The organism is Ruegeria sp. THAF33 (assembly GCF_009363615.1).
Taxonomy (GTDB): Bacteria; Pseudomonadota; Alphaproteobacteria; order Rhodobacterales; family Rhodobacteraceae; genus Ruegeria.
This window is the reverse complement of record NZ_CP045384.1, coordinates 2,652,359-2,666,365: the sequence shown is the minus strand read 5'-3', so window position 1 is coordinate 2,666,365 and position 14,007 is coordinate 2,652,359. Positions and strand designations below refer to the sequence as shown.

The 14,007-nt window shown below is 57.8% G+C and carries 14 protein-coding genes; 10 read left to right on the top strand and 4 right to left on the bottom strand.

The window, feature by feature from the left end; all coding sequences use genetic code 11:
* Positions 1-55: 55 nt before the first annotated feature.
* The 7 genes from FIU92_RS13315 (at position 56) to FIU92_RS13285 (ending at position 6,835) form a co-directional block, all read left to right on the top strand.
* Positions 56-1,042 (top strand): zinc-dependent alcohol dehydrogenase family protein, encoded by a 987-nt coding sequence (locus tag FIU92_RS13315; protein ID WP_152459079.1) that lies wholly within the window; start codon positions 56-58, stop codon positions 1,040-1,042.
* Between the two features lie 144 nt (positions 1,043-1,186).
* A complete protein-coding gene (locus FIU92_RS13310; protein ID WP_152459078.1) occupies positions 1,187-1,501 on the top strand; it encodes a hypothetical protein in 315 nt (104 codons plus the stop codon).
* A 110-nt stretch (positions 1,502-1,611) separates the two neighbouring features.
* Entirely contained in the window at positions 1,612-2,958 is a 1,347-nt protein-coding gene (locus tag FIU92_RS13305) for a substrate-binding protein (protein ID WP_152459077.1), read from the top strand.
* Between the two features lie 105 nt (positions 2,959-3,063).
* Positions 3,064-4,095, top strand: a complete 1,032-nt coding sequence (locus FIU92_RS13300) for a branched-chain amino acid ABC transporter permease (protein WP_152459076.1) — start codon at positions 3,064-3,066, stop codon at positions 4,093-4,095.
* A gap of 3 nt (positions 4,096-4,098) precedes the next feature.
* Entirely contained in the window at positions 4,099-5,304 is a 1,206-nt protein-coding gene (locus FIU92_RS13295) for a branched-chain amino acid ABC transporter permease (protein WP_152459075.1), read from the top strand.
* 10 nt (positions 5,305-5,314) lie between these two features.
* A complete protein-coding gene (locus FIU92_RS13290) occupies positions 5,315-6,070 on the top strand; it encodes an ABC transporter ATP-binding protein (protein ID WP_152459074.1) in 756 nt (251 codons plus the stop codon).
* 9 nt (positions 6,071-6,079) lie between these two features.
* A complete protein-coding gene (locus tag FIU92_RS13285; RefSeq protein WP_152459073.1) occupies positions 6,080-6,835 on the top strand; it encodes an ABC transporter ATP-binding protein in 756 nt (251 codons plus the stop codon).
* 493 nt (positions 6,836-7,328) lie between these two features.
* On the opposite strand, the gene FIU92_RS13280 is transcribed toward FIU92_RS13285, so the two are convergent.
* Genes FIU92_RS13280 through FIU92_RS13265 form a run of 4 tightly spaced genes read right to left on the bottom strand, consistent with a single transcriptional unit; the run spans position 7,329 to position 10,489 of the window.
* Positions 7,329-8,126: an ABC transporter permease gene (locus FIU92_RS13280; protein ID WP_152459072.1), complete on the bottom strand. Its 798-nt coding sequence runs from the start codon at positions 8,124-8,126 to the stop codon at positions 7,329-7,331.
* Entirely contained in the window at positions 8,123-8,875 is a 753-nt protein-coding gene (locus tag FIU92_RS13275; RefSeq protein ID WP_152459071.1) for an ABC transporter permease, read from the bottom strand. Before FIU92_RS13275 ends, FIU92_RS13280 begins: the two co-directional genes overlap by 4 nt.
* A 9-nt stretch (positions 8,876-8,884) precedes the next feature.
* Positions 8,885-9,649: a transporter substrate-binding domain-containing protein gene (locus FIU92_RS13270; protein WP_152459070.1), complete on the bottom strand. Its 765-nt coding sequence runs from the start codon at positions 9,647-9,649 to the stop codon at positions 8,885-8,887.
* 42 nt (positions 9,650-9,691) lie between these two features.
* Positions 9,692-10,489 (bottom strand): ABC transporter ATP-binding protein, encoded by a 798-nt coding sequence (locus FIU92_RS13265; protein WP_152459069.1) that lies wholly within the window; start codon positions 10,487-10,489, stop codon positions 9,692-9,694.
* A gap of 77 nt (positions 10,490-10,566) precedes the next feature.
* On the opposite strand from FIU92_RS13265, the gene FIU92_RS13260 reads away from it, so the two are divergent.
* From FIU92_RS13260 to FIU92_RS13250, 3 genes are read left to right on the top strand one after another with little or no spacing between them, the layout of a single operon-like run.
* The gene (locus tag FIU92_RS13260) at positions 10,567-11,223 is read left to right on the top strand and encodes a TetR/AcrR family transcriptional regulator (protein ID WP_152459068.1); all 657 of its coding nucleotides are present in this window, start codon (positions 10,567-10,569) and stop codon (positions 11,221-11,223) included.
* On the top strand, positions 11,220-12,404 hold the full coding sequence (locus tag FIU92_RS13255) for a pyridoxal phosphate-dependent aminotransferase (protein WP_152459067.1): 1,185 nt from the start codon (positions 11,220-11,222) through the stop codon (positions 12,402-12,404). Before FIU92_RS13260 ends, FIU92_RS13255 begins: the two co-directional genes overlap by 4 nt.
* Positions 12,401-14,005 carry a 5-guanidino-2-oxopentanoate decarboxylase gene (locus FIU92_RS13250; RefSeq protein ID WP_152459066.1) on the top strand — a complete coding sequence of 535 codons (1,605 nt, stop codon included), beginning with the start codon at positions 12,401-12,403 and terminating at the stop codon, positions 14,003-14,005. Before FIU92_RS13255 ends, FIU92_RS13250 begins: the two co-directional genes overlap by 4 nt.
* The last annotated feature ends 2 nt before the right edge of the window (positions 14,006-14,007 follow it).

The following is a 14,007-nucleotide window of genomic DNA, read 5'->3' as shown; positions in this document are numbered from 1 at the left end:
CGAAAAGAGGCAATACACAGATGATTTCGGGCGGATGTATCTGGAGAGTTGGGCCATGACACGCGCAATGGTTTTGAACGAGGCCGGCCGCGCGCTGAGACTGGAAGACATCGAACTTCCGGCGCCGGGCCCTCATGACATCGAGATCCAGATCGAGGCTTGTGGTGTCTGCCGCACGGATCTTCACATCGTCGATGGTGACCTCGAACATCCTGAACTTCCACTTGTTCCGGGCCACGAAATCGTTGGGCGGATCGTTCGAAAGGGGGATGCCGTAACAGGGCTGGATGCCGGTCAGCGCGTGGGCGTGCCTTGGCTTGGGTCCACTTGTGGTAAATGTCCGTATTGCCGCCGCGCACAGGAAAACCTGTGTGACGCGCCGGTGTTCACGGGATACACGCGAAACGGTGGATTTGCCGAAGCCTGCCTTGCGGATGCACGGTATGTCTTTGCCTTGCCAGAGATTGCCGATCCGGTTGCACTGGCGCCGTTGTTATGTGCCGGGCTTATCGGGTTTCGCTGTCTGCGAATGGCCCAGGATGCCAAGAATATCGGCTTTTATGGCTTCGGAGCCGCCGCGCATATCCTTGCACAACTGGCCGTCTGGCAGGGCCGGAATGTATATGCGCTGACCCGGCCCGGCGATATCGAGGCGCAGGAGTTTGCGCGTGACCTTGGCACGGTTTGGTCTGGTGGGTCCGACGAACGACCACCGGTGGAACTGGATGCTGCAATCATATTCGCCCCCGTCGGGTCCCTTGTGCCCAAAGCGCTGCAAGCTGTCCGCAAGGGCGGCCGCGTGGTTTGCGGCGGAATTCACATGAGCGACATTCCTTCCTTTCCCTACAGAGATCTTTGGGGGGAACGCCAAATTCTGTCTGTCGCGAACCTGACGCGTCAGGATGGTGAGGAGTTTTTTGCAACGGCCCAAGCCGCAGGCATCCAGACACGAACCCAAAGATATTCACTGAAGGACGCCAACACAGCCCTCGCGGATCTGAGCGCCGGACGATTGCAAGGGGCAGCGGTATTGGTTCCCTAACCAATGGTCTGTCGCGCCCCGCACCGGCTTGACAAGTCACAGCGGACGTCAGCATCCGAAATTAGGGTGGTGGCTTAGGCAAACGGATACTGATCGCGGAATGGACGGAACACCGGAGCACGAAAGACCGCTCGGCGCACTGGGATGTCGCCCACGCGTGCAGGATATGATCATAACGGCGGACTCGTGGACGATCATGCGCCAACAATCAAACTGGACCGTCAGATGAGCGAAGAGCTTGTTTCCATTCAGCGTGTTGAAAATGCTGGCTTTGTATTGCAAATCGGCTTTTGGTGCCGCAGAGAACGAATATTGGTGTCATGCCTGACAAATGTGTCACCGATATTTACATTTAAATATATGAAAAATATATGTTTAAATGCAAGCAAACGAAAAAGCTTTTCAACCAATCTTGATTTTCGTCAATACGTTTACAAAATTTTGTTTCAAATCCAGTAATTTGTTGTGAAATTTTCCACCGCCTTTCCATTATTGAAATGCACATAAGTGCGCTTTCGTCTGCTGGAAGAGGAGCCAGACGACGAGAGAAAGGGAAATGGGAGGAATTAATGACCAACAAATCTGTCACACGCCGCGGCGTGTTGAAGTCTGGTGCCGTTGCAGGCACCGGTCTGGCCCTGCCTACGATCTTCACGGCTTCGTCGGCGGCCGCTTACACCAACGAACCAACCGGAGGGTCCGTGACCCTGGGCTTCAATGTTCCCCAGACCGGTCCGTATGCGGAAGAGGGCAATGACGAGCTGCTGGCGCAACAGCTGGCGGTGGAACACCTGAACGGAGAGGGTGACGGCGGTTGCCTGAACACCTTCACGTCCAAGGCGCTGAAGGGCAATGGCATCCTCGGCAAGAAGGTCGAGTTCGTCACAGGTGACACCCAGACCAAGTCAGACGCCGCACGTGCGTCCGCAAAGTCGATGATCGAAAAAGACGGTGCGATCATGATCAACGGCGGGTCGTCCTCGGGCGTGGCCGTTGCGGTTCAGGGCCTGTGTCAGGAAGCGGGTGTGATCTTTATGGCGGGTCTGACCCACGCCAACGACACGACCGGCAAGGACAAGAAGGCCAATGGTTTCCGCCATTTCTTCAACGCCTACATGTCGGGCGCTGCGCTTGCGCCGGTGCTGGCTGCCGAGATGGGCAATGACCGCCGCGCCTATCACCTGACGGCGGACTACAACTGGGGCTGGACCCAGGAAGAGTCCATCGTCGCCTCGACCGAAGCCCTGGGATGGGAAACGGTCAACACCGTCAAAACGCCACTCGCGTCAACAGACTTCTCGTCCTACATCACTCCGGTTCTGAACTCGGGCGCGGACGTTCTGGTTCTGAACCACTATGGCGGCAACATGGTGAACTCGCTGACCAACGCGATTCAGTTCGGCCTGCTCGACAAAGTCGCAAACGGCAAGGACTTCAAGATCGTCGTGCCGCTGTATTCGGAACTGATGGCCGCCGGTGCTGGCGAGAACATCAAAGGCGTGCTGGGTTCGATGAACTGGAACTGGCAGTTGCAGGATGAAGGCACCAAAGCCTTCGTGAAGTCCTTCGGCGAAAAATACGGCAAGCCGCCGTCCAACTCGGCGCAAACCTGCTATGCACAGGTTCTGCTATATGCTGATGCTTGCGAGCGTGCCGGTACGTTCAACCCATGCGGTGTTGTTGAAGCGCTGGAAGACTTCGAGTTCGACGGCCTGGGCAACGGCCCGACCTGGTATCGCGGCGCGGATCACCAGTGCTTCAAGGACGTGCTGGTCGTGCGTGGCAACATGAACCCGACCAACGCCTATGACACGCTGGAGATCGTCGAGATCACCCCACGCGCGCAGGTCGAATACGATCCGGAGCATCCGATGTTTGCCGGTGGCGCACTGGGTGAGTGTAACCCGGGCGCATAAGACCGCGTATCAAAGTCTGGCCGCCAAAATGGTGGCCAGACATCTACAGCAGGGTTGATCCTGTTGTGCCACTCAATTCACACTGACCAACCCTGAGGTGGGCCAATGGACGCCATCCTATTGCAAATTCTGAACGGTCTGGACAAAGGGTCGGCTTATGCGCTGATTGCGCTGGGGCTGACGCTTATTTTTGGGACGCTCGGCGTTGTGAACTTTGCCCATGGGGCCCTGTTCATGATCGGTGCGTTCTGTGCCGTCACTTTGCAAAAGCTCATGAACCTGAGCTTTGTAACCATCGACGAGAGCCAAACCGACTTTCTTGGCAACCCGCTGAAGGTGGAAACACCTTATGTCGAGGCATGGTTCGGCCCGGAGTTCGGGGCGACGGTCATCGACTGGTCCGTTCCATTGGCAATCCTGTTTGCGATCCCGATCATGCTGGCGGTTGGCTATGTGATGGAACGCGGGCTTATCAAGCATTTTTACAAACGCCCCCACGCGGACCAGATCCTTGTCACGTTCGGCCTGGCGATCGTGTTGCAGGAAATCGTAAAGTATTTCTTCGGTGCCAACCCCATCCAGACCCCGCCGCCCGACGCGCTGAGTGGCTCTATCGATCTTGGCACCATGATCGGGTTTGATCCCAACGCGATCATCTACCCGATCTGGCGCCTCGTCTATTTTGGCTTTGCAGTTGCCATAATCGGTGCCGTCTTCTCATTCCTGCAATTCACCACCTTCGGCATGGTTGTGCGTGCCGGCATGGCGGATCGCGAAACTGTGGGCTTGCTGGGGATCAACATCGACCGGCGCTTTACGATCATGTTCGGTATTGCTGCCGCGGTGGCCGGTTTGGCGGGCGTCATGTACGGGCCGCTCAACCCACCAAACTATCACATGGGGATGGATTTTCTGGTCCTCAGCTTCGTTGTGGTTGTTGTTGGTGGCATGGGGTCTCTCCCCGGCGCGGTGCTGGCTGGTTTTCTGCTGGGCATTCTCGAAAGCTTCGCCTCTACGACCTGGGCCACGACGACGATCCCGGGCATCAACCAAATCATCATCTACCTTGTTGCCATTATTGTGCTGCTCACACGCCCGCGCGGTTTGATGGGACGCAAAGGCGTGATGGAGGAATAATCGATGTTGGGACTGAACAAAAAAGATACCAGCCTGCTGATCATCGTCGGCATCCTTACGATGCTGGCACCCTTCATCCTGAATCCGTTCCCGGAAGGCAGCGCCATGGCGCAGTTCAACGCTGGCTATCCGGATCTGATGCAGCGCTTTGTCATCTTTGGCATCTTTGCCATCGGCTTCAACATCCTGTTCGGCCTTACCGGATACCTGTCGTTCGGACACGCAGCCTTTCTGGGCGTTGGATCCTATTCCGCCGTATGGATGTTCAAGCTGCTGAGTTACAATATCATTCCGGCCATCGCACTCAGCGTTGTGGTCGCCGGGGTATTCTCATTGCTGATCGGGTTCGTCAGCCTGCGCCGGTCGGGCATCTATTTTTCGATCCTCACGCTGGCATTCGCTCAGATGAGCTTTGCGTTGGCTTATTCGGTGTTGTCCAACCCCAAATTCAACCTGACGAACGGGGAAACGGGATTGCAGGTTTACGCGGATGATCCACAGATTCTGCAAGGGGCGAACTCGCCGGACCTGCCGCATCTGTTCGGGTTGCCGATGCGCGCAACCTACACGCTGGACGTGGGCGCATGGAGCTTTGATTTCAACGCGGGATACTATCTGTGTGCGGTGATCATGATGGTGGTGTTCTATCTGTCCATCCGAATTTTCCGTTCACCTTTCGGGATGATGCTGCGGGCCGTCAAATCAAACCAGCAGCGGATGAACTATACCGGCCTGAACTCGAAACCCTACACGCTGGCAGCTTTTGTCATCTCTGGCATGTATGCCGGCCTGGCTGGTGGGCTGATGGCCGCAATGGACCCGCTGGCAGGTGCCGAACGTATGCAGTGGACCGCATCGGGCGAGGTCGTTCTGATGACGATCCTGGGCGGCACCGGCACACTGATCGGGCCGGTGCTGGGTGCGGGCTTCATCAAGTACTTCGAAAACATCTTCTCGAAGATCAACGACAACGTGTTGCACAGCTGGTTTGCATTCCTGCCGGACGGGCTGGAGGACGCGGTGGTTTTCTTGATCCATCCGTTCATCGGCAAGGGCTGGCATCTGACGCTGGGCATTCTTTTCATGCTTGTCGTTATCTACTTGCCGGGTGGTCTTGTCGAAGGTGGTCAGCGTTTGCTGAACCGGCTCAAGCGCAAGAAATCAAAACCCGACGACGCGACGTCGGGCAAAACGGAACCGGCGGAATAAGGGGCGAGCCATGGCAATTCTAAGAGTCAAAGACGTCAGCAAGCGCTTCGGCGGTCTCAAGGCGCTCACGGACGTGAATCTCAGCGTCGAGGAGAATTCGGTTCACGCAATCATCGGGCCCAATGGGGCGGGCAAATCGACCTTGCTGAATTGTCTGGTCGGCAAGCTCATGCCAGACACCGGGTCCGTGTTGTTCGACAACGCTTCGGTCTTGGGGCTTGAGCCCTTCCAGATCAACCAGATGGGCATAAGCCGCGTGTTTCAGACACCCGAGATTTTTGGTGAATTGACGGTGATGGAGAACATGTTGATCCCGATCTTCGCCATGCGGGATGGCGCGTTCCGGATGCATGCATACGAGACCATCGCCAACGAAAAGGCTGTTGTTGAACAGGCCGAAGCCATGCTGGAAGAGATGAACATGGCCGACAAGCGCGAGATGCACGCGGCCTCGCTGTCGCGCGGCGACAAGCGCCGGCTCGAGATCGGCATGTGTCTCAGCCAGAATCCGAGGCTGTTGCTGCTGGACGAACCGACGGCGGGGATGGCGCGGGCGGATACCAACAACACGATCGACCTGCTGAAACAGATCAAGGAAGAACGCGACATCACCATCGCGATCATCGAGCATGACATGCATGTTGTCTTCAGCCTTGCCGAACGCATCACTGTTCTGGCCCAGGGGACACCCCTGGTTGAAGATACTCCTGAAAACATCCGCGGAAACCCAAAGGTTCGCGAAGCCTATCTGGGCGAGGCTGCGTAAGGACAAGCTATGAACGAGAAACCTGACTTTTCGAAAAACGCCAATATGGCCAGCACCGCCCCTGCGTTTCTTTCCGTTTGGGATATGCACTCCTATTATGGAGAAAGCTATATCGTGCAGGGTGTCAGCTTCAATGTGCATGAAGGCGAGATTCTTGCGCTTCTTGGGCGCAACGGTGCGGGCAAAACCTCGACACTGCGCTCGATTGCAAGGGTTGGAGAACCCGAAGTAAGACATGGCGAAATCTGGTTGGACCACAAACCGCTGCACAACATGACAAGCTATGAAGCAGCAGCGGCTGGCCTTGGTCTTGTACCGGAAGACAGGCGCATTATTCCCGGCCTGACAGTCGAAGAAAATCTGCAACTTGCACAGATTGCGCCTCCGATCGGATGGTCCCTTGAACGGCTTTACGAGCTGTTTCCGCGTCTCGGTGAGCGCAGGAAGCAGGAAGGGATTACACTGTCGGGTGGCGAACAGCAGATGCTGTCAATCGCCAGAGCGCTTGCCAGGGACATCAAGGTGCTGCTTTTGGATGAGCCGTATGAAGGTTTGGCGCCTGTTATCGTCGACGAAATCGAAAAAACCCTCATACATGTCAAGCAGCAGGGTATGACCACGATCATCGTTGAACAGAACGCTGTGCGCGCTTTGGAACTGGCGGATCGCGCGATCATTCTTGACACCGGTACCATCGTGTTCGACGGAACGGCAAAAGAAGTGCTTGAGGACACCGGTCTTCGTGAGGAGTATCTGGCGATCTAAGCGTTATTCTGATTGGCAAACAGACCCGATGGGTATGACCAGTTCGTGGCTCACCATGATCCGCGTTCAGGGCAGATACTGCCCATTCGCGCGATCAAAGGTGTTTCACCCCAAAAAATGATGGTCGTTGGCTCAAATCTGAATACGGGTTTGCGACATTAGGTTCTGTCGGGGCTGTGCCGAATGCACGTCTTGTGCAACGGGCCCCAAAGGACGAGGGGGGCAAGTTTGCAATGCTTCGTGACATCCGCCACTGCGCCGACCAGACGATTGCGGCACGGTGTTCCAGGTCGTTGTGCAATGGATAAGAAAGTCAGGCTCTGGCCCTAGGCTGCCAGTGCCTCGCCGCAGGGGCCTGCAAGCCGAACCTTCCCTAAATCATTTCGGGCAACCGTCTTGATCGTGGCCCCATGGTTTCAATCGGCCTGAAAACGCGCCGACGAAATCTGTGCCCGGAGTGGGGCCGTGGATCTCGCTTTACTTCCGGCTTGTACTATCCGGCTGGCCCATTTCGGCGTCCGGTTCCCAGCACCTTCACTTCCAGCCAGTGGAACATCAGGGCAATAATACCGGCAACGAGAATGTAGAATACGGCCAGCAGGATGAGCGGCTCGTAGATGATGAACGTGTCAGACCGCACCCGGGACGACACGGCATAGATATCCACCACCGTAATCGTGGCGACCAAGGGCGTCGCCTTCAACTGGAGGATGGTTTCACCGCCCAGGGTCGGCAGAACGTTGCGGATTGCCTGCGGCAGCCAGATGCGGTGGAACATCGTCAGCCTGGGCATGCCGAACGATTTGGCGGCCTCCAGCTGGCCCTTGGCAACGCCTTTGAAGGCTCCGCGCATGACCTCACCTTCATAGCCGGCATAAGAAAGCGTCAAGGCCAGCACCGCATAAGGCCAGGCCTGACGCAGATACGGCCAAAGCTCGGACGATCGTATCCATGGGAATTGAGGGAACAATGAGCCGAGGCCGTAATACAGCAACCAAAGCTGCAAAAGCAGGGGTGTGCCCCGAATGACGGTGCAAAATGCCTTTGCGGGGGCCGCAAGATACCAGGGCCCAACGGCCTGGGCCAACCCGAGTGGTACGGCCAGCAGAAACCCGAGAACGACGGTGACAACAAGCAGCCAGAGCGTGGTCCAGATTCCGTGCAACGCAAGCGGTGCGTATTTTGGCAACCAGTCCCATCGCAAAGACATGGCACACCAGATCACGATCCCCGCAAAGATCAGCATCATCACGATGCGATGGGGTTGCATCAAGGACCTGAGATCGATCATCTGCCACCTCCTTTCAGAGAAGGTTGACCGCGACGCGCCCATTTTTCGATCCGCGCGAAGATGGCGCCCGAAAACAGGGTGACCATGAGATAGAGAAAACCCGCCGCCAAAAAGAAGGTGAAATAGGCGCGTGTGCTGCTGGCGGCCTGCCGGGTTTCCAGTGTCAGTTCGTTGAATCCCACGACCGCGAGCAGGGCGGTGTCCTTGGTGGCGATCAGCCACAAGTTGGCCAGACCGGGTACGGCAAAGCTCATCATGGCGGGGATCGTCACGCGGCGCATGGTCATGAAGGCGGGCATCCCGTAGGATTTGGCGGCCTCGATCTGTCCGGGTGGAACCGCCTGTATGGCTCCGCGCAGAATCTCGGTTGCATATGCGCCCTGTACAACGCCCAGAACCCAAATGCCCGCAGCGACGCCATTGACCTCGACCCGACCTCCGCCCATTGCAGCAGAGATTTTGTTGATGATGTCAGATCCCACGTAATACAGGATCAGGATCAGGACCAGTTCCGGCACGGCCCGGATCACGGTCGTGTAGATGGCAAGAAGATCGCGCGTGACCTTCCCGCCGTAAAGCTTGCCATAGGCTCCGAACAATCCGATCACGAGGCCGAGCGCATATGCACCAAAAGCGATCTGCAATGAGTGGGACAATCCGCGCAGCAGATTGCCCCCCCAACCCGGTGGCGACAGCGACAGAAGCTCTGCGCTCTGCGCCAATCCAAGCGATTCCAACAGTCCGGTCACGGCAGCCGCTTAGTAGATGCTGGCCGAGAAATAGTTCGAAGTGATCTTCTCGTGCGTTCCATCGGCAAGAATTGCCGCGATGCCTTTGTTCAGCGCTGCAAGAAGGTCATCATCGCCCTTGCGAACACCGGCACCAACGCCCCGGCCCAGGATGGCCGGATCATCTGCGACGGCGCCTTTGATTTCACAGCATGCCCCGGCATCCGAGTTCACGAAGTCCGCCATGGCGATACTGTCGGCCTGAGTGGCGTCAATACGACCTGCGAACAGGTCCTGGTTGGCCTCATCCTGAGTTTGATAAACCTTCAGTTCGGAATCCTTGAAATATTCCTGCGCATAAGCCTGGTGGATGGTCGACGCCTGAACGCCGACAACCTTACCGGCCAGCGACTCGGGGGTCGCTTCGATATCCATCGATTTGTCCGCGACGATGACGGCAGGTGTGTTGTAGTAAGGATCGCTGAAATCAATGGTTTTCAGCCGCTCTTCGGTGATCGACATAGACGCCATGATGGCGTCGATCTGCTGTCCGGTCAGCGACGGGATGATACCATCCCAGGCGACCGGCGTGATGACACAGTCAAGTTCCGCAGCGGCGCAGACCGCATTGATGACATCGATCTCCCAGCCGACCCAATTGCCTGAACTGTCCAGTGATGCGAATGGCGGGTAAGGTTCGGCTGCGATGCCGATCTTGACCTCTTCTGCACTGGCGACACCAGCCGAAAGGACAGCGGCGGCAAGGCCGGACACGAGCAGTTTCTTGACGTTCATTTTGATACTCCCTTTTGGTTCATTTTGTTTTGTTTTTTAGGTTCAGGCGACCGAGCTGAGGAACTGCTTCAGGCGCTCTGATTTTGGGTTTCCGAAGACCTCGGCAGGTGGGCCCTGCTCTTCGATGCGGCCCTCGAAGAGATAGACAACGTGGTCTGCGACTTCGCGTGCGAATTTCATTTCATGGGTGACGAGCAGCATTGTGCGCCCTTCGGCGGCAAGATCGCGGATCACGGTCAGAACTTCGCCAACAAGCTCGGGATCAAGCGCCGACGTGGGTTCATCGAAAAGCATCACCGAAGGATCGACTGCAAGCGCCCGGGCAATGGCGGCGCGCTGTTGCTGACCACCCGAAAGATAGGCCGGATAGGTGTCAGCCTTGTCGCCAAGGCCCACCCGCGTCAGCAGCTCATGCGCCCGCGCGATCGCCTGGGCCTTTGGCACCCTTAGGACATGCACCGGCACTTCGATCACGTTCTCCAGAAGCGTGCGGTGTGTCCACAGATTGAACTGCTGGAAAACCATGGCCAGACGCGTGCGGATACGTTCGATCTGGCGGCGGTTGGAAGGGCTGCCATCGGTGTGCATTTCAACCAGTTCACCGCCGATGGTTATCTTTCCGGAACTCGGCGTTTCCAGAAAGTTGATGCAGCGCAGCATGGTGGATTTTCCAGAGCCTGACCCCCCGATAATGGCAACAACATCCCCCTTGTTTGCGGTCAGGGATACGCCTTTCAAAACCTCCAGCGTGCCAAAGGATTTGTGCAGATCCTCAACCTTGATCGCCTCGTCAGGCGTGGTTGTTTCGGGTGCGGGTGCAACTGCTTTGGCTGTGTCCATATCCAAGAATCTTCTGATTTCAGCTTGCAGTAAGCCCCGAATCTCGCAATTATGCAAGTGTATAATAACTCCGTGCCATGGATGACACTGACGTGCAGGACGACAGCCGCAAATTCAAACGTGAGTCTGCCGAGTTTCGCCGCGAGGCGCTGATTCTGGCGACTTTGGACCTGATCGCCGAGATGGGCGTTCGGGGTGCCACGGTGCGCGAGATCGCAGCCCGCGCGAATGTGACCCAAGGTTTGATCCGGCACTATTTCTCATCCAAGGACGAACTGGTTCAGGCGGCATATGAGCACCACATGAATACGCTGACGGACCAGACCGCGGCGTCATCAGGAACCGGATGCGCGGTTTCTCAGTTGACCAACTTCGTCGACGCGTCACTACGACCGCCGATCGTCGATCCAAGCGCCGTGGCGTTGTGGGCGGGTTTCCTGAACAAGGTGCAGCATGACCCGAAAATGCAGCGCATTCACCAGCGAACCTATGACTATTTCCGGGATCACCTCGAGAAGCTGATCGTCGCGGCATTGCAGGAAACCGGGCGTTCGGTTGATGCGTCAGAGGCAATGCAACTGGCCATCGCCTGCAACGCGGTGATCGACGGCCTGTGGCTTGAAGGGGGCGCGCTTCCGGATGCGTTTTGCGAAGGCCAACTGGCGCGGATCGGTTTGGATTCCGTCAGCGCCATCGTCGGGATTCCATTGACCAAAGAGGTGGAGCAGTCATGAAAACCACATCGGTGACAGAACGGTTGGCGGGCTTGGGTGGTGCCAAATGGGGCGTACATCTGAAAGCCCGCGACCTGATCAAGGCCGGAGCGGACATCGTCGAAATGACGATAGGAGAACCGGACGTGCCGGTGCCGGATGCGCTGGTCGAAGCCACCGTTGCCTCATTGCGGGCGCAGCGGACAGGGTACTCCAACGGGCGCGGTGAAGCAGGGCTGCTTGATGCGCTGGCTGCGCGCTATTCTGCCTCTCGCGGGCGGGCTTTCGAGCCCGGGAATTTTCTGTGCTTTCCCGGCACACAAACCGCCTTGTTCGCAGCCATGGCCGGGGTCGCCGAGGCGGGCGACGAAGTTCTGGTCGGCGATCCGATGTACGCGACCTATGAAGGTGTTGTTCGTGCATCCGGGGCCGAGATGGTGCCCGTACCGCTGCGGCCCGAGAAAGGGTTTCGCATGCAGGCCGCAGATATCGCGGCCCGCATCACTCCGCGCAGCCGCGCCATTCTTCTGACAACGCCGCATAACCCGACGGGCGCGATTCTGACCGCCGCGGACATTGCCGAGATCGGGCAGCTGGCGATTGCGCGTGATTTGTGGATCATCTCGGACGAGGTCTATGAAGAACTGATCTTTGACGGTGCCCGATTTGTTTCACCATTGGCTGATCCGGAACTGGCGGATCGCGTCATTGGCGTATCATCCATCTCGAAGTCTCATGCCGCTCCGGGGTTCCGCAGCGGCTGGTGTGTCGGGCCCGCCCCGTTCTGCGAAGCGTTGCTGCCCTATTCCGAGACCATGCTTTTTGGCAATCAACCGTTCATCGCGGACATGACCGAAAAGGCGATCCGTGACGGGTCCGAGGTTGCGCCCGGTATGGCCGCCCGCTTTTCTGGCCGCGCGACCCTGTTGGCCGATCGTCTTCAAGCAGAAACGGATCTGAAAGTTCACCGGCCCGAGGCGGGAATGTTCGCACTCATCAATGTCTCTGCCACCGGGCTGGATGGCGAAGCCTATGCCTGGGATCTGCTTCAGGCCGGGGTGGCCGTCATGCCGGGATCCGCCTTTGGTGACAGCCTTAAGGACTGGGTGCGGGTCGCTTTGACGATCAATGACACGGATTTTGGTACTGCGGTTTCCCGTATCATCGAACACGCCAACAGCAAATCACGCGAGGTCGCATGAGCGGTGTGACAATTGGCGAAGCTCTGGTTGCCGGGCTGCGCCAGCGGGATGTGACCTGCGTCTTCGGAATTCCGGGCGTTCACACGGTGGAACTGTACCGAGGGCTTGCCGCTTCGGGCATACGACATGTGACGCCCAGACACGAACAGGGGGCGGGTTTCATGGCCGATGGCTATGCCCGCGTGTCGGGTAAACCGGGTGTTGCCTTTGTGATCACCGGCCCCGGATTGACCAACACGCTGACGCCGATGGCGCAGGCGCGGGCCGATTCAATACCGATGCTGGTGGTGTCCGGCGTCAACAAAACCGGAACGCTTGGCAAGGGCTTGGGGCATCTGCACGAATTGCCAGACCAAATCGGGTTGGCGAAAACGGTTGCGTTGGTGTCCGAACAGGTCACCGGCCCCAGCGCTCTGGCCCCAGTTTTGGACCGCGTTTTTCACGGCCTCAGCAATGGTCGCTGCGGGCCGGCGCATATCGAGGTTCCATTGGATGTCGCAGCGGCGGACTATCAGGAAACAGCAGTCGAGACGCCTGAACCTGATCCTCCGGTCAGCCCGGCATTGATCAGGCAGGCCGCAGGGCAACTGGCTGAGGCAAAGAAAGTCGTCATTCTGGCGGGCGGCGGCGCGAAAAGTACCGAGGCGGGATTGCAGGCACTGGCCGAAGCTCTGGATGCTCCGGTTGTGCAAACCGTCAACGCGCGCGGCCTGATGCACGGACATGCCCTGACCGTTCCGGCCAGCCCCAGCCTGAACGCGGTGCGCACATTGTTGGAAAGCGCCGATTGCGTTCTGGCCTTGGGAACCGAGCTGGGGCCGACCGACTATGACATGTATGCCACCGGTCAGTTTGCAAGACTGCCAAACCTGATACGGGTTGATCGGTGCAGCGATCAGCTTTCACGGCATGAGGCAGCGATTGCCATTCAAGGTGACGTCGGCTTGGTCGTACCAGCCCTGTGTCAGGCCCTGCCGCAGAGGGCACAGCAAAGCGACGGTGCGGACCGTGCCAGAAAAACGCGCAATGCGGCCTGGCAGGAGATTGGTCCGGATTATCGCCAACAGGTGGAGATACTGAATGCAATGCGCTCGGCGTCTCCGAATGCTCTGATGGTCGGGGATTCCACCCAGCCCATTTATGCCGGCAATCTTTACTATGACCACGACCGGGCTGGTGGCTGGTTCAATGCGGCAACGGGGTATGGTGCGCTTGGCTATGGCATACCCGCAGCCATCGGTGCGTCGATTGCCGATCCAACGGCGCGGGTAATATGCATCGTCGGCGATGGCGGGGCGCAGTTTTCAATGCCGGAAGCAATGGCCGCGGTAGACGAAAACCTGCCGGTCACTTTCGTGATCTGGAACAATCACGGGTACCGGGAAATCGCCACATCGATGCAGGATGCAGGCGTGACGGTCATTGGATGTGATCCCACACCCCCCGATTTTGCGGCAACGGCCAGATCCTTTGGCATTCCACACACCCGGGTTCCCGACAAGCCGCAGGCCGTCGCGCATGCATTACGCGAAATGGCGTCCATGGGCGGGCCCGCGATGATCGAAGTCACCGCCCGAAAATTCGAACCTCAGAGAGATTGAAA

Excerpts from the sequence above, each read along its gene's own strand:
- FIU92_RS13285 (WP_152459073.1), top strand. The coding sequence starts at position 6,080 with ATGAACGAGAAACCTGACTTTTCGAAAAACGCCAATATGGCCAGCACC.
- FIU92_RS13315 (WP_152459079.1), top strand. The coding sequence starts at position 56 with ATGACACGCGCAATGGTTTTGAACGAGGCCGGCCGCGCGCTGAGACTG.
- FIU92_RS13305 (WP_152459077.1), top strand. The coding sequence starts at position 1,612 with ATGACCAACAAATCTGTCACACGCCGCGGCGTGTTGAAGTCTGGTGCC.
- FIU92_RS13250 (WP_152459066.1), top strand. The coding sequence starts at position 12,401 with ATGAGCGGTGTGACAATTGGCGAAGCTCTGGTTGCCGGGCTGCGCCAG.
- FIU92_RS13290 (WP_152459074.1), top strand. The coding sequence starts at position 5,315 with ATGGCAATTCTAAGAGTCAAAGACGTCAGCAAGCGCTTCGGCGGTCTC.
- FIU92_RS13280 (WP_152459072.1), bottom strand. The coding sequence starts at position 8,126 with ATGATCGATCTCAGGTCCTTGATGCAACCCCATCGCATCGTGATGATG.
- FIU92_RS13310 (WP_152459078.1), top strand. The coding sequence starts at position 1,187 with ATGTCGCCCACGCGTGCAGGATATGATCATAACGGCGGACTCGTGGAC.
- FIU92_RS13300 (WP_152459076.1), top strand. The coding sequence starts at position 3,064 with ATGGACGCCATCCTATTGCAAATTCTGAACGGTCTGGACAAAGGGTCG.
- FIU92_RS13255 (WP_152459067.1), top strand. The coding sequence starts at position 11,220 with ATGAAAACCACATCGGTGACAGAACGGTTGGCGGGCTTGGGTGGTGCC.
- FIU92_RS13260 (WP_152459068.1), top strand. The coding sequence starts at position 10,567 with ATGGATGACACTGACGTGCAGGACGACAGCCGCAAATTCAAACGTGAG.
- FIU92_RS13265 (WP_152459069.1), bottom strand. The coding sequence starts at position 10,489 with ATGGACACAGCCAAAGCAGTTGCACCCGCACCCGAAACAACCACGCCT.
- FIU92_RS13295 (WP_152459075.1), top strand. The coding sequence starts at position 4,099 with ATGTTGGGACTGAACAAAAAAGATACCAGCCTGCTGATCATCGTCGGC.
- FIU92_RS13270 (WP_152459070.1), bottom strand. The coding sequence starts at position 9,649 with ATGAACGTCAAGAAACTGCTCGTGTCCGGCCTTGCCGCCGCTGTCCTT.